This window comes from Variovorax sp. Soil_C_12, from assembly GCF_057657375.1.
Genome location: NZ_JBDGIO010000003.1, coordinates 596,361 through 618,998 on the forward strand (window position 1 = coordinate 596,361; position 22,638 = coordinate 618,998).

20 protein-coding genes and 1 pseudogene are annotated in these 22,638 nt (G+C 69.6%); 11 read left to right on the plus strand and 10 right to left on the minus strand.

What is annotated here, in order from left to right; all coding sequences use genetic code 11:
- Positions 1 to 38: 38 nt before the first annotated feature.
- The 3 genes from AC3A6X_RS11625 to araD are packed head-to-tail and all read right to left on the minus strand — an operon-like array spanning position 39 to position 3,533.
- Entirely contained in the window at positions 39 to 1,019 is a 981-nt protein-coding gene (locus AC3A6X_RS11625) for a Bug family tripartite tricarboxylate transporter substrate binding protein (protein ID WP_487842303.1), read from the minus strand.
- A gap of 34 nt (positions 1,020 to 1,053) precedes the next feature.
- A complete protein-coding gene (locus AC3A6X_RS11630) occupies positions 1,054 to 1,764 on the minus strand; it encodes a ribonuclease activity regulator RraA (protein ID WP_487842304.1) in 711 nt (236 codons plus the stop codon).
- 41 nt (positions 1,765 to 1,805) lie between these two features.
- Positions 1,806 to 3,533, minus strand: a complete 1,728-nt coding sequence (gene araD, locus AC3A6X_RS11635) for an L-arabinonate dehydratase (protein ID WP_487842305.1) — start codon at positions 3,531 to 3,533, stop codon at positions 1,806 to 1,808.
- Between the two features lie 126 nt (positions 3,534 to 3,659).
- On the opposite strand from araD, the gene AC3A6X_RS11640 reads away from it, so the two are divergent.
- From AC3A6X_RS11640 to AC3A6X_RS11655, 4 genes and pseudogenes are all read left to right on the plus strand, one after another.
- A complete protein-coding gene (locus tag AC3A6X_RS11640; protein ID WP_487842306.1) occupies positions 3,660 to 4,349 on the plus strand; it encodes a GntR family transcriptional regulator in 690 nt (229 codons plus the stop codon).
- Positions 4,350 to 4,731: 382 nt separating this feature from the next.
- On the plus strand, positions 4,732 to 5,430 hold the full coding sequence (locus tag AC3A6X_RS11645) for an HAD-IA family hydrolase (protein ID WP_487842307.1): 699 nt from the start codon (positions 4,732 to 4,734) through the stop codon (positions 5,428 to 5,430).
- Positions 5,427 to 6,605, plus strand: coding sequence for an amidohydrolase (locus AC3A6X_RS11650; RefSeq protein WP_487842308.1), 1,179 nt, complete (start codon positions 5,427 to 5,429; stop codon positions 6,603 to 6,605). The genes AC3A6X_RS11645 and AC3A6X_RS11650 overlap by 4 nt, the downstream gene beginning before the upstream one ends.
- 49 nt (positions 6,606 to 6,654) lie before the next feature.
- Positions 6,655 to 6,747, plus strand: a pseudogene (locus tag AC3A6X_RS11655) (cupin domain-containing protein); the annotation flags it as partial.
- A 42-nt stretch (positions 6,748 to 6,789) separates the two neighbouring features.
- Here the strand turns inward: AC3A6X_RS11655 and AC3A6X_RS11660 are convergent.
- The 7 genes from AC3A6X_RS11660 to AC3A6X_RS11690 all read right to left on the minus strand — a co-directional run bounded on the left by AC3A6X_RS11660 (position 6,790) and on the right by AC3A6X_RS11690 (position 13,687).
- Positions 6,790 to 7,947, minus strand: coding sequence for an NAD(P)/FAD-dependent oxidoreductase (locus AC3A6X_RS11660; RefSeq protein WP_487842309.1), 1,158 nt, complete (start codon positions 7,945 to 7,947; stop codon positions 6,790 to 6,792).
- Positions 7,947 to 9,347: an FAD/NAD(P)-dependent oxidoreductase gene (locus tag AC3A6X_RS11665; protein WP_487842310.1), complete on the minus strand. Its 1,401-nt coding sequence runs from the start codon at positions 9,345 to 9,347 to the stop codon at positions 7,947 to 7,949. Before AC3A6X_RS11665 ends, AC3A6X_RS11660 begins: the two co-directional genes overlap by 1 nt.
- Entirely contained in the window at positions 9,344 to 9,727 is a 384-nt protein-coding gene (locus AC3A6X_RS11670) for a (2Fe-2S)-binding protein (RefSeq protein ID WP_487842311.1), read from the minus strand. Before AC3A6X_RS11670 ends, AC3A6X_RS11665 begins: the two co-directional genes overlap by 4 nt.
- Before the next feature lie 19 nt (positions 9,728 to 9,746).
- Positions 9,747 to 10,241, minus strand: a complete 495-nt coding sequence (locus AC3A6X_RS11675; protein WP_106555205.1) for an Lrp/AsnC family transcriptional regulator — start codon at positions 10,239 to 10,241, stop codon at positions 9,747 to 9,749.
- 79 nt (positions 10,242 to 10,320) lie between these two features.
- Entirely contained in the window at positions 10,321 to 11,724 is a 1,404-nt protein-coding gene (locus AC3A6X_RS11680) for an aminotransferase class III-fold pyridoxal phosphate-dependent enzyme (RefSeq protein ID WP_487842312.1), read from the minus strand.
- Positions 11,725 to 11,867: 143 nt separating this feature from the next.
- Positions 11,868 to 12,803: a 2-hydroxyacid dehydrogenase gene (locus AC3A6X_RS11685; RefSeq protein WP_487842313.1), complete on the minus strand. Its 936-nt coding sequence runs from the start codon at positions 12,801 to 12,803 to the stop codon at positions 11,868 to 11,870.
- A gap of 5 nt (positions 12,804 to 12,808) precedes the next feature.
- Entirely contained in the window at positions 12,809 to 13,687 is an 879-nt protein-coding gene (locus AC3A6X_RS11690) for a GNAT family N-acetyltransferase (RefSeq protein WP_487842314.1), read from the minus strand.
- Positions 13,688 to 14,312: 625 nt separating this feature from the next.
- On the opposite strand from AC3A6X_RS11690, the gene AC3A6X_RS11695 reads away from it, so the two are divergent.
- The 7 genes from AC3A6X_RS11695 (at position 14,313) to AC3A6X_RS11725 (ending at position 22,618) form a co-directional block, all read left to right on the plus strand.
- Entirely contained in the window at positions 14,313 to 14,978 is a 666-nt protein-coding gene (locus tag AC3A6X_RS11695; protein WP_487842315.1) for a haloacid dehalogenase type II, read from the plus strand.
- 26 nt (positions 14,979 to 15,004) lie between these two features.
- On the plus strand, positions 15,005 to 16,300 hold the full coding sequence (locus AC3A6X_RS11700) for an NAD(P)/FAD-dependent oxidoreductase (protein WP_487842316.1): 1,296 nt from the start codon (positions 15,005 to 15,007) through the stop codon (positions 16,298 to 16,300).
- 73 nt (positions 16,301 to 16,373) lie between these two features.
- On the plus strand, positions 16,374 to 17,996 hold the full coding sequence (locus AC3A6X_RS11705; protein WP_487842317.1) for an ABC transporter substrate-binding protein: 1,623 nt from the start codon (positions 16,374 to 16,376) through the stop codon (positions 17,994 to 17,996).
- Between the two features lie 21 nt (positions 17,997 to 18,017).
- Complete coding sequence (locus AC3A6X_RS11710) at positions 18,018 to 18,974, plus strand: ABC transporter permease (RefSeq protein ID WP_487842318.1); 957 nt, start codon at positions 18,018 to 18,020, stop codon at positions 18,972 to 18,974.
- Positions 18,975 to 18,984: 10 nt separating this feature from the next.
- Entirely contained in the window at positions 18,985 to 19,893 is a 909-nt protein-coding gene (locus AC3A6X_RS11715; RefSeq protein ID WP_487842319.1) for an ABC transporter permease, read from the plus strand.
- On the plus strand, positions 19,893 to 21,518 hold the full coding sequence (locus AC3A6X_RS11720; protein ID WP_487842320.1) for an ABC transporter ATP-binding protein: 1,626 nt from the start codon (positions 19,893 to 19,895) through the stop codon (positions 21,516 to 21,518). The genes AC3A6X_RS11715 and AC3A6X_RS11720 overlap by 1 nt, the downstream gene beginning before the upstream one ends.
- An 11-nt stretch (positions 21,519 to 21,529) precedes the next feature.
- Positions 21,530 to 22,618, plus strand: coding sequence for a tartrate dehydrogenase (locus AC3A6X_RS11725; RefSeq protein WP_487842439.1), 1,089 nt, complete (start codon positions 21,530 to 21,532; stop codon positions 22,616 to 22,618).
- Positions 22,619 to 22,638: the final 20 nt, after the last annotated feature.

The following is a 22,638-nucleotide window of genomic DNA, read 5'->3' on the forward strand; positions in this document are numbered from 1 at the left end:
GGCTTTTTTCTTTGGGGGCGGTCTTGGGGCGGGCGCCCTCACTCCGCCGTCGCGCCGGACTTCTTCACCAGTTCGGCCCAACGCGGGATCTCCTTGGCCATGTGGTCGCGAAGTTCTTCCGGCGTGCTGCCCACGATCTCCATCGCCAGCTGGTCCGAGAGCTTGGCCTGCACGTCGGGCTGCTTGAGCGCCTTGACGATCTCGGCGTTGAGCCGCTGCACGATCGGCTTGGGTGTGCCCTTGGGCGCATACACCGCCTGCCACGACGACATCTCGAAGCCGGGAATGCCCGATTCGATCATGGTCGGCAGTTCCGGCACCAGCGCGATGCGCTTGCTCGTCGTCACGGCCAGCAGCTTGAGCTTGCCGCTCTTGACCAGCGGCAGCGCCGCCGTCACCTGGTCGAACATGAAGGGCACCAGCCCCGCGGCCACGTCGGTCATGGCGGGCGGCGTGCCCTTGTACGGTACGTGCGTGAGCTTCACGCCGATCAGGTCCGCGAACATCTCGCCGGCCAGGTGGGTGGACGTGCCGGCACCGGAAGAGGCAAAGGTGCGCTTGCTCTCGTCCTTCTTCAGCAGGGCCACCAGTTCGGCGACCGAGTTCACGCCCAACTGGCTGTTGACGATCAACACGTTGGGCAGGCGCGCAACCAGCGAGACCGGCTCGAAGTCCTTCATCGGGTCGTAGGGCAGCTTCTTGTAGAGGCTGGCGTTGATGGCGTGCGTGCTGATGGTGCCGCCGAAGAGCGTGTAGCCGTCGGGTGCCGCCTTGGCCACGTAGGCGGCGCCGATGCCGCCGGCCTGGCCGGGCTTGTTGTCGACCACCACCGACTGCTTGAGGCTTTCGCCCAGCTTCTGGGCGAGCGTGCGCCCCACGATGTCGGTGGAGCCTCCTGCCGTGAAGGGCACCACGTAGACGATGGGCTTGGCGGCCGGCCATTCGGGGGCCTGGGCCCAGGCGGCCACAGGGGCGAGCGCAGCCAGAAGCAGCGCTGCGGCGCGGCGGGTGAAACGCATGGTTTGTCTCCTCGGATCGTCGGAAAGAAAGGCCTCAGCGGCCGTGGGCCTCGCGCCAGGCCGCGAAGTCGGTGCGGCTCTGTTCGTCGGTGGGCGGGTACAGGCCCAGAATGGAGCGGCCTTCGAGCACCTTTTCCTGCACGAAGTCCTCGAAGGCGGTCATCTCGGTCGCTTCGGCGGCGATCTCATCGGCGATGTGAGCGGGAATGACGATCACGCCCTCGGCATCGCCCACGATCACATCGCCGGGAAACACCGGCGCGTCGCCGCAGCCGATGGGCACGTTGATGTCGATGGCCTGGTGCAGCGTGAGATTGGTCGGCGCGCTGGGGCGGCTGTGGTACGCGGCAAATCCCAGCTTGGCGATGTCGGGGCTGTCGCGGAAGCCGCCGTCGGTCACCACGCCGGCGGCGCCGCGCTTCATCAGCCGCGTGACCAGGATGCCGCCGGCCGATGCGGCGCGCGCATCCTTGCGGCTGTCGATCACCAGCACGGCGCCTTCCGGGCACTGCTCCACCGCCTGGCGCTGTGGATGGTTGCGGTCGAGGAAGACGTTGATGGGATTCAGGTCCTCGCGCGCCGGCATGTAGCGCAGCGTGAAGGCCTCGCCCACCATGTTGGGCAGGCCGGGGTTGAGCGGCCGCACGTCCTGGATGAACTGGTTGCGCAGGCCGCGCTTGAACAGGGCCGTGCACAAGGTGGCGGTGCTCACCTTCATGAGCTGCTCGCGGGTGGCGGAATTCACGGGTCGTCTCCGTTCTCTAAGAAAAAGGGTTGGAATGCGGGTCAGAAGATGTCGGGCTCGGGCACCGGCTTGCCGAAGGTCGTTTCCAGAAAGTCGAAGTCGCAGCCCTCGTTGGCCTGCTTGATGTGGCGGCCGAACATCCAGCCGTAGCCGCGCTCGTAGCGTGGCGGCGGCGGCGTCCATGCGGCCTTGCGTTGGGCGAGCTCCTCGTCGCTGACCTCGAGGTGGATGCGCCGCCCAGGCACGTCCACGCTGATGCGGTCGCCGGTCTTCACCAGCGCCAGCGGACCGCCGATCGCCGATTCGGGCGAGCAGTGCAGCAGGCAGCCGCCGTAGCTGGTGCCGCTCATGCGTGCGTCGGACAGGCGCAGCATGTCCTTCACGCCCTGCTTCAGCAGCTTGGTCGGGATGGGCAGCATGCCCCACTCCGGCATGCCGGCGCCGCGCGGGCCGGCGTTGCGCAGCACCAGGATGTCCTCGCCCGTCACGTCCAGGTCCGGGTCATCCACCGCCTTCTTGAGCGCCGGGTAGTCGTCGAACACCAGCGCGCGGCCGGTGTGCTGCAGCAGGTGCGGGGCGCAGGCGCTGGGCTTGATCACCACGCCGTCGGGCGCCAGGTTGCCGCGCAGCACGGCCAGGGCCCCTTCGGCGTAGATGGGGTTGGCGAGCGGCCGGATGACGTCGTCGTTGTAGACCTCGGCCCCTGCGATGTTCTCGCCGAGCGTGCGGCCGTTGACGGTGCGCGCCTCGGTCTGGAGATGGCCCCGGATGCGCTCCAGCAGCGCGGGCAGGCCGCCGGCGTAGAAGAAGTCCTCCATCAGGTAGGCATCGCCGCTGGGCCGGATGTTGGCGATGACGGGCACGCGGCGGCTGAAGTCGTCGAAGTCGTCCAGGCTCACCGGGTGGCCCGCGCGCCGCGACATCGCGATCAGGTGAACGATGGCGTTGGTGCTGCAACCCATGGCCATCGCGCAGGCGATGCCGTTCTCGAAGTTGGCGCGCGTGAGCAGCTTCGCGGGCGTGAGGTCTTCCCACACCATCTCGACGATGCGGCGGCCGCACTCGGCGCTCATGCGGATGTGGTTGGCGTCCGCCGCAGGAATGCTGGAGGCGCCCGGCAAGCTCAGGCCCACCGCCTCGGCGATGCCCATCATGGTGGCAGCCGTGCCCATGGTCATGCAGGTGCCGTGGCTGCGCGCGATGCCGGCCTCCATCTCGGACCAGGCCTGCTCGCTCAGACGCCCGGCGCGGCGCTCGTCCCAGTACTTGAAAGCATCGGAGCCCGAACCCAGCACCCTGCCCTTCCAGTTGCCGCGCAGCATGGGGCCGGCCGGCAGGTAGATGAAGGGGATGCCCATGCTGAGCGCGCCCATCGTGAGGCCGGGCGTGGTCTTGTCGCAGCCGCCCATCAGCACCGCGCCGTCTACCGGGTGGCTGCGCAGCAGCTCTTCCGTTTCCATCGCGAGGAAGTTGCGGTAGAGCATGGTCGTGGGCTTGACCATGCTTTCCGACAGCGAGATGGCCGGCAGCTCCAGCGGAAAGCCGCCCACCTGCAGGATGCCGCGCTTGACGTCCTCCACGCGGTGCTTGAAGTGCGCGTGGCACTGGTTGGCGTCGCTCCAGGTGTTGACGATGGCGATCACCGGCTTGCCCATCCAGTCGTCATAGCTGTAGCCCATCTGCAGCACGCGCGAGCGGTGGCCGAAGGAGCGGAAGTCGTCGGGCGCAAACCACCGGGCGCTGCGCAGGGATTCGTAGGGGCGTTTCATCGGGGCTGTCTCGGGGGTCATGGGCCGCGGCGGCTGGGAACGGCGTGCGGCGCGGCTGGTCCAGGTGCGTTTGCGGCGGATTAAAACACTAATATATTAGTACGTCAATGCCAGAATCCACCCCCGATGAGTGCCCTGCCGAAGATCCGACTCGACCGCACCCGCCTGGCCGCGCCCCAGGTGCTGGAAAAGCTGCGCGACGCAATCCTCTCGCTGGACCTGGTCCCCGGCACCGTGCTGGCGCGCCAGGAGCTGGCCGACCATTTCGGCGTGAGCCAGACGCCGGTGCGCGAGGCGCTGCTGCGCCTGAGCGAGGAAGGCCTGGTGGACGTGTTCCCGCAGCACGCCACGCTGGTCAGCCGCATCGACATCGCGGCGGCGCGCCAGGCGCATTTCCTGCGCCGCTCGATCGAGCTGGAGCTGGTGCATCAGCTTGCGCTCGAGGCGCCGGCCGGCCTGGTCGAGCAGATGAAGGCCACCATCGCCCAGCAGGCCGCACTGTCGGCGGCCCAGCGCTACGGCGACTTCGTGGGCGCAGACCGCGCCTTCCATCGCCTGATGTACGAAGCCGGCGGCGTACCCACCCTGTGGGAGATGGTCGGCCGCGTCTCCGGCCACGTCGACCGCTTGCGCCGCCTGCACCTGCCGACGGCGGGCAAGACCGAAGCGATCCTGCGCGACCACCGCGCCATCGTGCGCGGCATCGAGGCGAAGGACCCGGCCGCCGCCCAGGCCGCGCTGCGCAAGCACCTGTCGGGCACGCTCAGCGCGGTGGACGAGATCTGCAGGCAGTACCCCGACTACGTCACGGCCTGAGCGAGCTCAGGCGTGCCGGACGAAGCTGCAGCGCAGCAAGCCGAGAACCCTCCTCGCGCTTTGACTGCACATTGCGTAAGTGACGAAGACGTCAGTCCATTTACATCTTCGGCGGCGATTCCCAACACGATGAGCCCGCAGGTGTGCGCCAGCACACGCTGATTCATCTGACCACGACCATCATGGGCTGGGAGGAGTACGGCTCCCGAGCAGGCATCGACTGCCACATTTGAACGACGAGGGAGCCACAGAAGAACATGCCGGCAAGAGGCGGACAACGAAATCCTGTGCCGCAACGCGGACCCAGTTCGGTTCGGGCATGCAGGAAGCGGCACCTATGCTTTTGTGCAACCGGCACTGCCGTCATCCCTGGAGCTTTCCCATGTCCCTCAAAGATTTCAAGGTCCTCACCTTCGACGTCGTCGGCACGCTGATCGATTTCGAGGGCGGCATGCTCGCCTACCTGCGCAGCGCGGCGCCCGATGCCCGCGTGACTGACGACGATTTCCTCGCTGCCTACCGGCGAGCCCGCGCCGACGGCACGGCCGGCTGGTACCCCGACGACCTGGAGCGCTGCTGGCACGCCATCGCGCCCGGACTGGGCCTGCCAGACAACGACGCGATCGCGCGCGGCCTGCGGGATTCCGTGGCGCAGTGGCCGGCCTTCCCCGATTCGGTGGAAGCCCTGAAGCGCCTCGGCAAGCACTTCAAGCTGGTGACCATGACCAATGCGCAGCACTGGGCGCTCGCCCACTTCGACAAGACCCTGGGCTCGCCCTTCGACATGCTGCTGAGCTGCGACGACGCGCTGTGCGAGAAGCCGGATGCGCGCTACTTCGCCTACGCCCGCGGCCGCTTCGAGGGCGCCTGGGGCTACAAGCAGGCTGACAACCTGCACGTGGCGCAAAGCCAGTACCACGACATCGGCGTGTCCAAACAGTTGGGTATCGCCACCTGCTGGATCGAGCGGCGCCATGGGCAGAAGGGCTCCGGCGGCACGCTCGAATCCAAGCACACCGTGCCCGACTACCACTTCCACACGCTGGCCGCGCTGGCCGACGCCGTCGAGGCCGGGCGTTGAGCCTGGACGCGATCGCCGCGCCGGTCGCCGACCTGCTGCCCGATCTGGTCGCCCTGCGCCGCGACCTGCACGCGCATCCGGAGCTCGCCTTCGAGGAACGGCGCACGGCCGGCGTGGCGGCACAGGCGCTGCGCCTGCTCGGTCTCGAGGTGCATGAAGGCCTGGGCGGCACCGGCGTGGTGGGTACGCTGCGCTGCGGCAGCGGTTCGCGAAGCGTGGGCCTGCGCGCCGACATGGACGCGCTGCCGATGGTCGAGCTGGGGCGCACCGCCCATGCCAGCCGCACGCAGGGGGTTCACCACGGCTGCGGGCACGACGGCCACACCAGCATGCTGATCGGCGCCGCGCGCCAGCTGGCACGCACCCAGCGCTTCGACGGCACGGTGCACTTCATCTTCCAGCCGGCCGAGGAAGGCAAGGGCGGCGCGCGGGCCATGATCGAGGACGGCCTGTTCGAGCGCTTCCCCTGCGACAGCGTCTACGCGCTGCACAACTGGCCCGACCTGCCGCTGGGCCGGGCGCAGACGCGGGCCGGGCCGATCATGGCCGCTGCCGACCGCTTCGACATCGTGCTGCGCGGACGCGGCGGCCACGCGGCGCAGCCGCATCACACGCCCGACGCCATCCTCGGGGCAAGCCAGCTCGTCGCGCAGCTGCACACCATCGTCTCGCGGCGCATCGATCCGGGCGAATCGGCGGTGCTCTCGGTCACGCGCATCGAAGGCGGGCACAGTCACAACGTGCTGCCGGCGGAGGTCTCGATCACGGGCACCGTGCGCAGCTTCGACCTCGCCTCGCAGGACCGCATCGAGGCCGCGCTGCGCGCCACGGTCGACGGCGTGGCGCTGGCGAACGGCGTGCAGGCCGAGGTGCGCTACGTGCGCTACTACCCCGCCACCCTCAACACGCCCGAAGAAGCGGCGCTCGCCCTCGCCGCGGCCCGAGCCGTCGGCCTGCAGGCCGACATCGCGCCGCGCGCGGCCTTCACCTCGGAAGACTTCGCCTTCATGCTGCAGCGCCGCCCGGGCGCCTACCTGTGGCTGGGCCAGGGCCGCGCCGACCCGGGGCCGGACGGAGAGCGCGCACTGCACCACCCCTGCTACGACTTCAACGACGACGCGCTGCCGCTGGGCGTGCGCTGGCTGTGCGAAGTCGCCGAGCGCGCGCTCGCTTGATCAGCCCTTTTCATCTTCAGTTCCACACCGAATCATGAGCATCACCGTAGCGGGCGACACCTTGTTCTTCCCGGCGCACACCACCGGCGAGTGGCATGTGCAGGAGACGCTGCGCAAGGTCTTCGTCGTGATGGCGATGTAACTCTCTCTTGCTCCCTCCCCTTCCGGGGGAGGGAGCAAGACCTCAGGCCGCTTGCTTCGCCAGCTCGGCCGCAAACCGCCCAATGGCAAAACTCTCGATCGGCGTCGAAGTCTGCCCTGTCGCGATCAGCTCGGCCATGGTCTCGCCGACCCCCGGGCCGATCGCAAAGCCCTCGCCATTGAAGCCGAAGGCATAGTGCAACCCCGGCACACGCACACTCGGCCCCATCACCGGCTGCCAGTCCGAGGTATAGCCCTCGATGCCGCTCCACACGCGAATCAGCTGCACCTGCTCGAAGGCCGGCACCAGGCGCCGCAGCTCGCGCAGCTGGCGCAGCACGTTGTCCGGCTTGACGTAGGCGCGGATGCGATCCGTGTGCGCCGGCCCCTTGAGCCCGCCGCCGAAGACGATGTTGCCGCGCGCGATCTGCCGGAAGTACAAGCCCTCGTGCTCGACCGGCGACGACACGCCGATCGACGGCCCGATCGCATAGGGCAGCGGCTCCGTCACACCCATCTGCGGCCCGCGCGCATCCATGGGCACCGCTTCGCCGAACTGCTCGGCCATGCGGTTCGACCAGGCACCGCAAGCCACCAGCAGCTGCGGCGCACGAAAGCGCCGGCCATCCGCGGTGTGCGCAACGAAGCCCGCACCCTCGCGCTCGACCCGCATCACCTCGGCATGCTCGACGATGTTCGCCCCGGCCCGCCGCGCCGCGCGCGCAAAGGCCGGGCCCGCGAGCCGCGGATTGGCGTGCCCGTCGTTGGGCGACAGCGAGCCGCTCACCACCTCGGGCGCGAAGATGCCCCAGCGCCGGCGCAGCTGCTCGGCGCTGAAGAGCTCGAGGTCCAGGCCCAGCGGCTTCACGTCCCTCGCATGCTGCTCCAGCACCGCCGCCTGCTTCTCGGTGTAGCAGACGCGCAGATGGCCATAGGGCACGAACTCCAGGTCCTCGCCCAGCAGTTCCTTCACCCGGCCCCACACGGCGCGCGCGCGGTTGGCCAGCGGCATCTGAAACAGCGCACGGCCCTGCCGACGCACATTGCCGAAATTCGTGCCGCTGGCCTGCCGGCCCACCAGCTCGCGCTCCAGCAGCGTGACCGAGAGGCCGTGCTCCCGGCGTAAAAAGAAGGCAGCGCTGGTGCCCACCAGGCCGCCGCCCAGCACCAGCACGTCGGTGTCATGCGTCGAATCGCTCATCAGCTCACCTCGCGCGTGCTCATCATCAGCGGCTTGACCGGTGCCTGGGTGCGCAGCCGCCCGACCTGCTCGACGGGAATGCCGCAGGCCTGCGCCACGATCTCGGCCGATGCGTGGCCGCAGAAGCGGCCCTGGCAGCGCCCCATGCCGACCCGGCTGAAAGCCTTGGCGCGGTTGACTTCACGGCTGTCCAGCTCGCTGACGCAGCGGCGCAGCTCGCCGGCGGTGACGGCCTCGCAGCGGCAGACCACCGCGCCGTCGGGCAGCGCGGCGGCCTGCGCGTGCGGCCAGGGGAAAGCGCGCGCCAGGCCCGCGCGGAAGCGATCCATCTGCGCCAGCGTGCGGCGCAGCGCGGCGCACTCGGCCTCGTACAGCGCCCGGCCCGGCGCATGGCCCAGGTCGGCCAGCGCCGCCAGCGCCGCCAGCCGGCCGGCGGCTTCGGCGCCATCGGCCCCGAGGATGCGCGCGCCGTCGCCGGCAAGGTACACCCCGCGCGTGCTGCTGCGGCCGTCGGCATCGATGCGCGGCAGCCACTGCCGGCTCAGGGGCTCGAAGTCGAACTCGCAGCGCGCGAGATCGGCCAGCTGCGTCTCGGCCCGCAGGTGCCAGCCGAGGCCGACCGCATCGCAGTCGAAGCGCTGCTCGCGGCCCGCGGCGTCACGCACCGCGACCGACTGCACGCCGATCGGATCGCTGCCATCGATGGCGAGCGGCACCACGCCCTGCAACACCGTGACGCCCGCGCGGCGCAATCCGCGGATCAGGCCGAGCCCGCGCCAGGCCAGCTGCGGCCGCGCCAGCAAGCCCTTCACGGCGCTCCAGGACTTGGCGCTTGGCGACGTGTCAAGCACCGCCGCCACCTCGGCGCCGGCCTGCACGTACTGCGACGCGACCAGGTACAGCAACGGCCCGCTGCCGAGAAAGACGACGCGAGCACCGATGGCGCAGGCCTGCGCCTTCAGCGCGATCTGCGCGGCTCCCAGGCTGTAGCAGCCGGCGCGTTGCCAGCCGGGCACGGGCATCAGGCGATCGGTGGCGCCGGAGCACACCAGCAAGGCATCGAAGGGCACGGTCTGCGGCTCGCCGGCGCGCACCACGTGCAGCGCGCCTTCGCTCAGGTTCCAGGCCAGCGTGTCGCCGCGGTACTCGACCTGCGAACGCAGCGCATCGAAGTCGCGGTGCAACGCCTGCGCCTTCGCGGCCTCGCTGCCGTAGAGCTTGGCATAGGGGCGCTTGAAGCCTTCGGGCTGGCGGCGGTAGATCTGGCCGCCGTCGCGCCGGCCTTCGTCGATCACGACGGGCCGCAGCCCGGCCTGCACCAGCGCCTGCGCCGCGCGCACGCCTGCGGGCCCGGCACCGACGACCACGATGCGCGGCACGGAAGCGGATGCGTCACTCATGTCGTCGCCTCCGAAGCATGCCGCGCCAGGGACTGCTGCAGATCCGGCGTCACCGGCCAGGGATGGCCGGCGGGCGGTCGCGTCAGCACCGACATGCCCGCTTCGACCACCGTCGAGCAGGCACGCAGCCGCTCGCCGCCCGGCGTCCACACCCAGCAGTCCTGGCAGGCGCCCATCAGGCAGAAGCCGGCACGCGTGCCGTCGCCGAATTCGCTGTCGCGCACGCGCCGCCCGTGGCTCAGCAGTGCCACGAGCAGCGTGTCGCCCGCCAGCGCGACGGCCGCCTGGCCATCGATCTGCAGCGCCAGCGCGGGTCTGTCGGTTTCGGCCAGCCGCACGAAGCGGGCGCGCGCTGGGGAGCGAGGCGGGGTCTCGGGCATGGAGTTGCGAAAGCGCCGGTCAGCGCTGGTTGGGAAACAGCCGTTCGATCGGACAGTGCGTCTTGATGAAGGGCGACTTGATCACGATGTAGCTGAAGTACTTCGCGATGCCGATGTTGCGTTCGAGCAGTTCCTCGATCACTTCCTGGTAGTGGTTGACGCCGCGCGTCAGGAAGCGCAGCAGGTAGTCGTAGCCGCCGCTCACCAGATGGCATTCGAGCACTTCGTCGACGTCGCGGATCGCCGTCTCGAAGCGCACGAAGTCCTCGCGATGGTGGTCTTGCAGCGTGACCTCGGTGAACACGGTCAGCGTGTCGCCCAGCTTCTCCAGCCGCAGGTGCGCGCCATAGCCGGCGATGTAGCCAGCCTGCTCCAGCCGCTTCACGCGGATCAGGCAGGGGCTGGGCGACAAGCCCACCGCATCCGCCAGGTCCACGTTGGTCATGCGGCCGTTCTTCTGCAGCTGGGCGAGGATGCGCAGGTCGAGCCGGTCGATCTTGAATGCTTCTGACATGTGTAGTGACGGTGAACGCGGAGAACTCGATTCTGCGTCTGCCGCGGCGCGCTGCGTCCGGTGTTCTCCCAGGGTTGCCTCAGCCGGCCAGCGCGGCGCGAACGTCCGGTGCGTCGAGCACCTCGTCGAGCGTCTTCTTCAGGCGCACGAACATCTGCGCGAACTCGTCCTCGGTGAAGGTGAGTGCCGGCGCAAAGCCGAGGATGTGGTCGCCGAAGGAGCGAAACACCAGGCCGTTGCGGTAGCCAGCGGCGAAGATGCGGTCTGGCAGCCCGAGCGCCGCATCGAAGCCGCGCTTCGTCGCCTTGTCGCTCACCAGCTCCAGCGCGCCCAGCAGGCCGCGGTGGCGCGCATCGCCCACCAGCGGATGGGCGCAGAGCGCATCGAGCCCGGCCGCGAAATGCGCCGCGCCGCGCTGGCCGTTGGCCAGCACGCCGCCTTCCTCGTAGAGCCGCAGCACCTCGAGCGCGACCGCGGCGCCGACCGGGTGCGCCGAATAGGTGGCGCCGTGGCCGATCGAAGCACCCGCAGGCGCACCGTCGGCGATGCCTGCATAGACCTTCTCCGACATCAGTGTCGCGCCCAGCGGCACGTAGCCGGCGGTCAGGCCCTTGGCCACGGTCATCAGGTCGGGCTCCACGCCCTCGGCCTCGCACGCGAACATCGGCCCGGTGCGGCCGAAGCCGGTGATGACCTCGTCCACCACGAAGAGAATGTCCAACTCGCGCGCGGCCTCGCGCATGGCCTTCAGCCAGCCCTTGGGCGGCACGATCACGCCGCCCGAGCCCTGGATCGGCTCGCAGAAGAAGGCCGCCACGTTGTGCGCGCCCAGCTCCGCGACCTTGGCGCGCAGCGACGCCACCGAGGCCGCGATCAGCGCCTGCGGGTCGGCGCCGTCGGCATGGCGGTACGGGTTGGGCGAAGGGATGTAGTGCTGCGTGGGCAGCGGCAGGTCGAAGCCGCGGTGGAAGACCGGCAGCGCCGTGAGTCCCGCGCCGGTGGAGGAGGAGCCGTGGTAGCCGCGCTCCAGCGCGATGAACTGCTTCTTGGATGGTTTGCCGATCGCGTTGTAGTACTGCACGATGAAGCGCACCGCGGCATCGACCGAATCGGAGCCGCCCAGCGTGAGGTACACGCGGGTCAGCGAGGCGGGCGTGATCTGCACCAGCTTCTCGGCCAGGCGGATGGCCGGCTCGCTGCTGAAATGGAAGTAGCCCGTGGCATACGGCAGCCGGCGCATCTGCTCGGCCGCGGCCTGCACCACGCTTTCCTGCCCATAGCCCACGTTCACGCACCAGAGGCCTGCGAAGGCGTCGAGCAGTTCATGGCCGTTGGCATCGGTCAGCCACGCGCCGCGGCCTGAGGCGAGCACGGTGGGCCCGCGCTCTTCGTGCACGCGCCAGGGCGAGACGGGATGGATGAGGTGGGCGCGGTCGATGGCGTCGAGCGCGGCCTTGTTGGGCAATGCAGTGGGGTGTGTCATGAGGGGCGGTGGTCGGGCCTTTGGATGTCCAAAAGCTTAGGCCGCATGCCCCTCGTGCGGGTGCCGCATTGAGGGCCTTGTGCGAAGCAGGCTGCGGTTGTGCGCGTCGCGACAGCAGATCCTGCCGTCGTGCACAGAGGGCCTCAGTACCCGCGCGCGCGGTCGACCAGGCCGATCATGGGCTCGCTCGCCTCGAAGCGCCGCAGATTGTCGAGCACCACCTCCGCCGCGCTCAGCGGCTGCGTCACGCTCGCGATGTGCGGCGTGAGCTGGATATGCGGATGGCGCCAGAAGGCATGCTCCGGCGGCAACGGCTCGGGGTCGGTCACGTCGAGCACGGCATCGCCGATCCGGCCGCTGGCCAGCGCGGCCAGCAGGTCGGCATCCACGAGCTGCGGCCCGCGGCCGACGTGCACCAGGCCCGCGCCTTCGGGCAGCATCGAGAACAGGCGCGCGTCGAGAAAGCCGCGCGTTGAATCGGTCAACGGCAGCAGGCACACGAGGATGTCGGTGCGCCCGAGAAAGGCCGCCAGCTCGTCGGCGCCGGCATGACACTGCACCCCCTCGACCGCATGCCGCGAGCGGCTCCAGCCCGCGCAATCGAAGCCCAGGCCGACGAGCTGCGCCAGCACGGCCTGGCCAAGCGAGCCGAGCCCCAGCACGCCCACGCGCCGCTCGCCGGCGGGCCGCACGGGCAAGGGGCGCCACTGGCCCTGCTGCTGCTGGCGCCGGTAACGCGGCATGTCGCGATGCAGGCCGAGCACCGCATGCGTCACATACTCGACCATGCCTTGCACGATGCCGGGCTCCACCATGCGCACCACGGGCAAGTCCGGCGGCAGCGCCGCGAAGTCGAACTGGTCGACACCGGCGCCGGAAGAGAACAGGACCTCCAGGTTCGGGAAGCGTTCCGCCAACTGCGGCGGCGGCTCCCAGGCCGCGAGGAAGCGCACCTGCGCCGGGTCGCCGATGTCGGGCCAGATGCGGAAGTCGATCCCGGGCGCGCGGCGCCGGAACACCTCGGCCCACTGGCGGCCGCGCACCGGGTCGGACTTGTAGAGAAAGGTGGTCGAGCCCATGGAACTCAGCCCACGGCCTGCGTGACGATCGCGAACAGCGCGGGACCATCCGGCGCCTTGGCGAGCGGCGTGCCGCGCACCATCGTCGTCGGCGCATCCACGCGCAGCAGGCCGATGCTCTCGAGCCATTCGGCCAGGCCGCTGGCGAAGTCGATGTCGATGCGCGTGAAGTGGCCCGCATTCATCCCGGCGAGGTGCGCGATCAGCGCCTTCGCGCCTTCGGCGTCGGGCGCCACCACCGGACCGATCGCGTGCCCGCGCCCGAAGCGGCGCAGCATCGCAAAGCCGCGCGGCGCGTTGTCGTGGTCGAGCACCACGCAGGCATCGGCGCTGTCGAGCAGGTCCGCGATCAGCGCATCGCGCGGCATGCCGCGTGCAGCGGCATCGAGCGCCTGCAACGATGCGGCCTCGCTCTGACCGGCAGGCCGCAGGCGCCAGCCCGTGGGCAGCGCGACCAGCGGCGCCGGCTGGGCCACGCCCTGGTGCTGCCGCAGCTCGCCGGTGCGCACGAAGCCCAGGCGCTCGTAGAGACCTCGGCCTTCGGCGGTGGCATGCAGCAGCACCGTGTGCTCCTCGAGCTCTTCGAGCGCCGCGCTCATCAGCCGGTGGCCGAGGCGGCGGCCCTGGCAGGCCGGCGACACGATCACGAGGCCGATGGTGGCGTGGCGCTCGCCCCAGCGCCAGCGCAGGGCGGTGCCGACCAGCTCGCCGTCGCGCTCGGCGACGATGCCCTCGGCATGGGCGAAGACCTGCGCCCAATCTGCGGGGCGGTGCGGCCAGCGCAGCTCGGCGGTCAAGGCGTGTGCGAGCGGCAGGTCGGCCGCGGTCATCGGTCTCAGCACCACGCCGTCGAGAGCGGGTGCGTTCGGTGTCTGGGCGGGCATCGGGAGGTCTTCGTGCGAGCAAAAGGGCAGCTCATCTTGGACGACATCCGTGGCTTGCGCCAGACCGAATTCGCGCTTCGCCGCAACTTGCAAGCTTCGACTGTCGCGGCCCCGGGTTTCGCAATTCGATGCGGCAACGCGCGCGCTTACGCACACAAATGCGGTGCCAACCTGCCTAGCATCGAGCGCCGCTCCGGCCCTCTTTCTCCGACCACCGTTCGAGCTGACCCATGCAAGTCTTCGACCCGCGACAGATCCAGGTGCGCTCAGGCCATTTTATCCGCGGCCGCCTGGGTGCTGCGCCGCTGGGCCGAGCTGATCGAAGCCGGCGCGCCGCGGCTCGGGCCGCTCGAAGTCGGGCATCGGCAAGGACCTGGGGCGCCAGGCGGTGGAGGCCAACCTGCGCTTCAAAAGCGTGCTCACCGACTTTGCTGCAGCGCACTAAGGTGCATGGCCGCACGCCGGCGGGGCAGACCGCACGGCATGCCGCCGGCGCCCCTTCAAACCGCAGCTTTCGTGCGCCAGGCACTTCATTTCCCTACAACCGCGACGCGGCCGCATGCTGCAATCACGTCGTCATGAGTTCGTCGCATTTGCATCTTTCATTTAAGGAATAGAGACCATCATGCCCTTCCGTCCCAAGTACATCACCTTCGACTGCTACGGCACGCTGACGCGCTTTCGCATGGGCGAGATGACGCGCGACATCTTTGCCGACCGCATTCCGACCGAGCAGATGGAGCAGTTCATCGCCGACTTCACCGCCTACCGCTTCGACGAAGTGCTGGGCGACTGGCAGCCCTACGAGGTGGTGCTGAAGAACGCAGTGCGCCGCCTGTGCAAGAAGTGGAAGATCCAGTACCTCGACAGCGAAGCGCAGAAGTACTACGACGCCGTGCCCACCTGGGCGCCGCATGCGGACGTGCCCGCGGGCCTGGCCAAGATCGCCAACGAGATCCCGCTGGTGATCCTGTCGAACGCCTCGGACGACCAGATCCAGAAGAATGTGGCGATGCTCGGCGCGCCCTTCCACCGCGTCTACACCGCGCAGCAGGCCCAGGCCTACAAGCCGCGCCTGAAGGCCTTCGAATACATGCTCGACTCGCTGGGCTGCAACCCCGAAGACGTGCTGCACGTGTCCTCCAGCCTGCGCTACGACCTGATGTCGGCGGACGACCTGGGCATCGTCAACAAGGTGTTCGTCAACCGTGGCCATGGCCCGGGCAACCCGGCCTACCGCTACGTCGAGATCAAGGACATCGGCGGCCTGCCCGGCGTCGTCGGTCTCTGATCGCTCCCAGCCACGCGCCCCACGCCATGAAGCTCGACTCCTACTGGACCGATTCGGCGCCCGCCTTCGTGCCCGAGCCGCATGAGTTGCCGGCCAGGGTCGACGTCGCCGTCGTCGGCGGCGGCTTCACGGGCCTTTCGGCGGCGCTGGCGCTGGCACGGCGCGGCGCCTCCGTGGTGGTGCTGGAGGCCGGCGAGCGCGTGGCGGCCGAGGCCTCGGGGCGCAACGGCGGCCATGTCAACAACGGCCTGGCGGTGGACTATGCCGATGTGGCCGCGAAGTTCGGTGCCGACCGGGCCCGTGCCTGGTACCGCGCCTACGACGACGCCGTGGACACGGTCGAGCGGCTGGTGCGCGACGAGGCCATCGACTGCGACTTCCTGCGCCACGGCAAGCTCAAGCTCGCCACGCGAGCGAGCCAGATGGCCGCGCTCGAACGCAGCGCCGAGCGCCTGATCGGCGACGGCGTCGACACCGACGTCGAGATCCTCGATGCCGCGCGCGTGCGCGCCGAAGTGCAAAGCGAGCAGTTCCACGGCGGCCTGCTCTACAAGCGCAGCGGCCAGATGCACATGGGCCGCTTCGCGCAGGGCCTGGCCGCAGCAGCCGAGCGCAACGGTGCGCAGATCCACACCGGCACGAGCGTGCAGCGCATCGAGCGCCTGGGCCAGAGCCATGCACATCGGCTGCACACGGCGAGCGGCACCGTCGCCGCACAGCAGGTGCTGCTGGCCACCGGTGCGACGCGCCACGGCGGCTACGGCAGCTTCGGCTGGCTGCGCCGCCGCATCGTGCCGATCGGCAGCTTCATCGTGGTCACCGAGCCGCTGGGCGCCGAGCGCGCGCAGGCCCTGCTGACCGCGCGGCGTACCTACACCACGGTGGCCAACATCCACCACTATTTCCGGCTCACCGCGGACCACCGTCTGGTCTTCGGCGGGCGCGCGCGCTTCGCGGTCTCCAGTCCTCAGTCCGATGCCGCGAGCGGCGAGATCCTGCGCGCCGGCCTGGCCGAAACCTTTCCGCAACTCGGGCCGGTACGGCTCGACTATTGCTGGGGCGGCCTGGTCGACATGACGCAGGACCGCCTGCCGCATGCCGGCGAGCGCAACGGCCTCTACTACGCGATGGGTTACAGCGGCCACGGCACCCAGATGTCGGTGCACATGGGCCAGCGCATGGCCGCCGTGATGGCCGGCGACGCGAGCGCCAACCCATGGCGCGACCACGACTGGCCCGCCATCCCCGGCCACTTCGGTCCGCCCTGGTTTCTGCCGGCGGTGGGCCTGTACTACACGCTCAAGGACCGGCTGGCCGCCTGAGCGTCCCCGCGAGCCTCCACTTTCTTTCGTTCCGCTTTCTTCAACCACAAGGCCTCACCAGGAGCACCCCACCATGAACGACAGCAGCCACAAGAGCTTCGAAAATCTCGTCGGTCCCGGCGAAAGCCTTCGCATGATGGAGTCGCTGCGGCGCGGCGCCACGCGGCGCGACATCCTCTCGATGCTGATGGCCGGCGGCATGCAGGCCACGCTGGCCGGCGGCCTGGCCGGCGTAGCGATGAACGCTCATGCGCAAACGCCCAGGAAGGGCGGCCGCATCCGCGTCGCTGGTGCCACCGCCGCCGCCACCGACACGCTGGACCCGGCCAAGCAGTCGAACCAGACCGACTACTCGCGCTGCAACATGATCTACAACGGCCTCACCTCGCTGGACGGCACCCTGACGCCGCAACCCGCGCTGGCCGAATCGTTCACCACCAAGGACGCGAAGACCTGGGTCTTTACGCTGCGCAAGGGCGTGACCTTCCACGATGGCAAGGCGCTCTCGCCGGCCGACGTGGTGTTCTCGGTGATGCGCCACAAAGACCCGGCCACCGCCTCCAAGGCCAAGGTGCTCGCCGACCAGATCGAGAGCGTCAAGGCCACCGGCCCCAACGAGGTGACGGTGGTGCTCAGCGCGCCGAATGCCGACCTGCCGGTGATCCTCGGCACCTTCCACTTCCACATCGTCAAGGAAGGCACCACCGACTTCAATGCCGGCATCGGCACCGGGCCCTACAAGCTCAAGGAATTCAAGCCCGGCGTGCGCTCGCTCGTGGTGCGCAACGACGCTTACTGGAAGCCCGGCAAGCCCTACCTCGACGAGATCGAGTTCGTGGGCATCGGCGACGAGAGCGCGCGCGTCAACGCGCTGCTGTCCGGCGGCATGGACCTGGTGGGCTCGGTCAATCCGCGCTCGGTGGAGCGGGTGAAGGGAACGCCGGGCTTCGCGATCTTCGCGACGCAGTCGGGCCAGTATTCCGATTTGGTGATGCGCAAGGACGTGGGCCCCGGCGCCAACCCGGACTTCGTGCTGGCGATGAAGTACCTGTTCGACCGCGAGCAGATGAAGAAGACCATCGCGCTCGACTACGCCGTGATCGCCAACGACCAGCCGATCGACCCGACCAACCGCTTCTACTTCGCCGGGCTGCCGCAGCGGCCCTTCGACCTCGACAAGGCGAAGTTCCACCTGCAGAAGTCCGGCGTCACCGGCAAGGTGCCGGTGGTGGCGTCGCCGGCGGCCCTCTACTCGGTCGAGATCGCGCTGGTGCTGCAGCAGGCCGCGCAACGCGCCGGGCTGGAGCTGGACATCAAGCGCATGCCGGCCGACGGCTACTGGTCGAATCACTGGCTCAACAGCCAGGTGGGTTTCGGCAACGTCAACCCGCGGCCCAGCGCCGACGTGCTGCTGACGCAGTTCTTCCAATCGGGCGCGGCCTGGAACGAGTCGCGCTGGAAGAGCGAGAAGTTCGACCAGCTGCTGCTGGCCTCGCGCGCCGAGACCGACCTGGCCAAGCGCAAGCAGATGTACGCCGACATGCAGACCCTGATCCACCAGGACGCGGGCATCGGCATCCCGCTGTTCCTCGCCAGCATCGACGGGCACACGTCCAAGCTGAAGGGGCTGTCGCCGATCCCGCTGGGAGGCCTCATGGGCTACAACTTTGCGGAGAACGTCTGGCTCGAAGCCTGATCCGCGCACCGGAAGATCCTCATGAACCATGTGATCCTGAAGCTCCTGGCCCAGCGCATCGCGCTGGCGCTGCTGTCGCTGCTGGCGGTGTCGGTGATCGTCTTCTCGATCACCGCGGTGCTGCCCGGCGATGCCGCGCAGGAGCAGCTCGGCCAGGAGGCCACGCCGGAGGCACTGGCCGCGCTGCGCGCGCAGATGGGCCTGGACGTGCCGGCGCCGCAGCGCTACGCGAAGTGGCTGCTCGGCATGGTGCAAGGCGACCCCGGCCGCTCCGCCACAACGCAGATGCCGGTGGCCGAGCTGGTGGCCAGCCGCCTGCCCAACTCCCTGCTGCTGGCGGCGATCACGGCGCTGTTCTCGGTGCCGATCGCTCTCACGCTCGGCATCGCCTCGGCGGTGTGGCGCGGCTCGTGGTTCGACCGCGCCGCCTCGACCACGGCGGTGGGCGTGGTGTCGGTGCCGGAGTTCCTGGTCGCGACGCTGGCGGTGCTGGTGTTCGCGGTCCAGCTGCGCTGGCTGCCGGCGTTGTCCTTCGTCAACGACATCGAGTCGATCGGGCAGATGCTGCGCGCCTTTGCCATGCCGGTGCTGGTGCTGTGCTGCGTGATCGTCGCGCAGATGATGCGCATGACGCGCGCCGCGGTGATCGACCAGCTCGAGGCGCCCTACATCGAGATGGTGCGGCTCAAGGGCGCCTCGCCGATGCGCATGGTGCTGGCGCACGCGCTGCCCAACGCGGTCGGCCCGATCGCCAACGCGGTGGCGCTGAGCCTGTCGTACCTGCTCGGCGGGGTGATCATCGTCGAGACCATCTTCAACTACCCGGGCATCGCCAAGCTCATGGTCGATGGCGTCTCGCAGCGCGACATGCCGCTGGTGCAGACCTGCGCCATGATCTTCTGCTGCGCCTACCTGATCCTGGTGACCACGGCCGACATCTGCGGCATCGTGGCCAACCCGCGGCTGCGGCATCGCTGAGGTGAGCTCCATGGAAACAACATCCACCTCCACACCCATTGTGAGCGCCACGGCTGCCATCGCGCCCGCGCCGCAAGGGCGCCGCGGCAGCCCGCTGCGCTGGCTCGCCGGCTTCGGCATCTCCGGCCTGCTCGGCCTGGCCGTGCTGCTGTTCTGGATGCTCGCGGCCCTGTTCGGGCCCTGGCTGCTCTCGCACAGCGCGGCGGCCATGGGCACCTCCAACGTCTTCGCGCCCATGAGCGCGACGCACTGGCTGGGCACCGACTACCTCGGGCGCGACATGCTGGCGCTCATCATCGACGGCGCGCGCTACACGGTCGGCGTCGCATTGCTCGCCACGCTGCTGGCCAGCGGCACCGGCATCACCCTGGCGCTGCTGGCCGCCGCCAGCGGCCGCTGGATCGACGCGGTGCTCAGCCGCGGCCTGGACACACTCACGGCCATCCCGAGCAAGATGTTCGCGCTCATCATGGTGGCGGGCTTCGGCTCCTCGGTGCCCATGCTGGTCGTCACGGCGGGCATCATCTACGTGCCGGGCGCCTACCGCATGGCGCGCTCGCTGGCCGTCAACATCAATGCGCTGGACTACGTGACCGTGGCGCGCACGCGCGGCGAGGGCACGCTCTACATCATGCTGCGCGAGATCCTGCCCAACATCATCGGCCCGATGCTGGCCGACCTCGGCCTGCGCTTCGTCTACGTCGTGCTGCTGCTGGCGAGCATGAGCTTCCTCGGCCTGGGCATCCAGCCGCCGGCGGCCGACTGGGGCTCGCTGGTGCGCGAGAACATCGGTGCGCTGGCCATGGGCGGCGCCTCGGTGATCGTGCCGGCGCTGGCCATCGCGAGCCTGACCATCTCGGTCAACCTCGTCATCGACAACCTGCCGGGCCGCACCGCCCGCGAACGAGGAGCACGCTGATGGGCGCACCACTCAAGGTCCAGGGCCTGAGCATCACGGCCGGCGCGAACACGCTGGTCGACAACCTGAGCTTCTGCGTGCAGCCCGGCGAGGTGCTGGCGCTGATCGGCGAGTCGGGTTCCGGCAAGACCACCACCGCCCTGGCGCTGATGGGCTACGCGCGCCACGGCTGCCGCATCTCGGCAGGCCGCGTGCAGATCGGCGAGGTCGACGTGCTCGCGCTCGATGCGGCGCAGCAGCGCGCGCTGCGCGGCCGCACGGTCGCCTACATCGCGCAGAGCGCGGCCGCCTCCTTCAATCCCTCGCGCACGATCATGGACCAGGTGGTCGAGCCGACCGTCATCCACCGCCTGTGCAAGCGCTCCGAGGCCGAGGCCAAGGCGGTGCAGCTCTTCCGCGAGCTGGCGCTGCCCGATCCCGAGACCATCGGCGAGCGCTATCCGCACCAGGTCTCCGGCGGCCAGCTGCAGCGGCTGATGGCGGCGATGGCGCTGATCGGCGACCCGGACCTGGTGATCCTGGACGAGCCCACCACCGCGCTGGACGTGACCACGCAGATCGAGGTGCTGCGCGCCTTCCGCCGCGTGGTGCGCGAGCGCCGCGCCACCGCGGTGTACGTGAGCCACGACCTCGCGGTGGTGGCGCAGATGGCGGACCACATCCTGGTGCTGCGCGACGGCAAGATGCGCGAGGTGAATTCCACCGGGCAGATCCTCACGGCGCCGGTGAACGACTACACCAAGAGCCTGCTGGCCGCCGCGCGGCCGGCGCCGCGTGCGTGCGGCCCTGTCGCGGGCGAGACCTCGCTGCTGCTCGACGTGCAGCAGCTCTCGGCCGGCTATGGACCGGTCGATGCGAAGGGCCGCCCGGCCCAGCTGATCCTGGAGGACATCAACCTGCAACTCCACCGCGGGCAAGCCATCGGCGTGATCGGCGAGTCGGGCTCGGGCAAGACCACGCTGGCGCGCGCCGTCGCCGGCCTGCTGAGCCCGTGCCACGGCAGCATCCTGTTCGACCAGCGCGCGCTCGCGCCGACGCTCGCACAGCGCGACAAGGAAGAGCTGCGCCGCATCCAGATCGTCTTCCAGATGGCCGACACGGCGCTGAACCCCTCGCAGACCATCGAGCGCATCCTGGCGCGGCCGCTGCAGTTCTACAAGGGCCTGCGCGGCGAGCCGCTGCGCCAGCGCATCCGCGAGCTGCTGGACCTGGTGAAGCTGCCGCAGACCGTCGCCGGGCGCCTGCCGGGCGGCCTGTCGGGCGGACAGAAGCAGCGCGTCAACCTGGCGCGCGCGCTGGCGGCCGAGCCGGACCTGATCCTGTGCGACGAGGTGACCTCGGCGCTGGACACGGTCGTCGGCGCGGCGGTGCTGGATTTGATGGCCGAGCTGCGGCGCGAGCTCGGCGTCTCTTACCTCTTCATCAGCCACGACCTGCACACCGTGCGCGCGGTGTGCGACGAGATCGTCGTGATGCAGCACGGGCGCAAGCTCGCTCAGGTGGCGCGCGCCGACTACGAGCGCGGGCCGCACCATCCCTACTACGAGCTGCTGGCCCGTTCCGTGCCCGAGCTGCGCCAGGGCTGGCTCGACGAGATGGACCGCAAGATGGCGCTGGCCGCATGAAAGACACCGACATGACCCCCACCTTCCGCATCGCACTCATCGCCGGCGACGGCATCGGCAAGGAAGTGATGCCCGAAGGCCTGCGCGTCGTGCAGGCCGCGGCAGAGCGCTTCGGCTTCGAGCTCGAATGCCGCACCATCGACTGGGCCAGCTGCGACTACTACGCCGAGCACGGCCGCATGATGCCGGACGACTGGAAGGAGCAGCTCAAGGGCGTGGACGCGCTGTACTTCGGCGCCGTCGGCTGGCCCGCCACCGTGCCGGACCACGTCTCGCTGTGGGGCTCGCTCCTGAAGTTCAGGCGCGAGTTCGACCAGTACATCAACCTGCGCCCGGTGCGCCTGTTCGAGGGCGTGCCCTGCCCGCTGGCGGGCCGCCAGCCCGGCGACATCGACTACCTGGTGGTGCGCGAGAACACCGAGGGCGAGTACACCTCGCTGGGCGGCGTGATGTACGAAGGCACCGAGCGCGAGATCGTGATCCAGGAGTCGGTCTTCTCGCGCCACGGCACCGATCGCGTGCTGAAGTACGCCTACGAGCTGGCCCAGGCGCGCAAGCGCAAGCACCTGACCGTGGCCACCAAGAGCAACGGCATCGCGATCAGCATGCCCTGGTGGGACGGGCGCGCCGATGCGATCGGCCGCGACTACCCCGAGGTGCAGGTGGACAAGCAGCACATCGACATCCTGTCGGCGCGCTTCGTGCTGCAGCCCACGCGCTTCGACGTGGTGGTGGCGAGCAACCTGTTCGGCGACATCCTCTCCGACCTGGGCCCCGCGACCACCGGCACCATCGGCCTGGCGCCTTCGGCCAATCTCAACCCGGAGCGCAAGTTCCCCTCGCTCTTCGAGCCCGTGCACGGCTCGGCGCCCGACATCTACGGCCAGAACATCGCCAACCCGATCGCGATGATCTGGTCGGGGGCGCTGATGCTGGACTTCCTCACGCAGGGCCGGGGCGCGGGGCGCGCCGCGCACGACGCGATCCTCGGCGCGATCGAGGCGGTGCTGCGCGAAGGGCCGCGCACGCGCGACCTCGGCGGCACGGCCTCGACCACCGAGATGGGCATCGCGATCGCCGCGCGCGTCGCTGCAGCCTGAAACCTTCCATGACAAACACC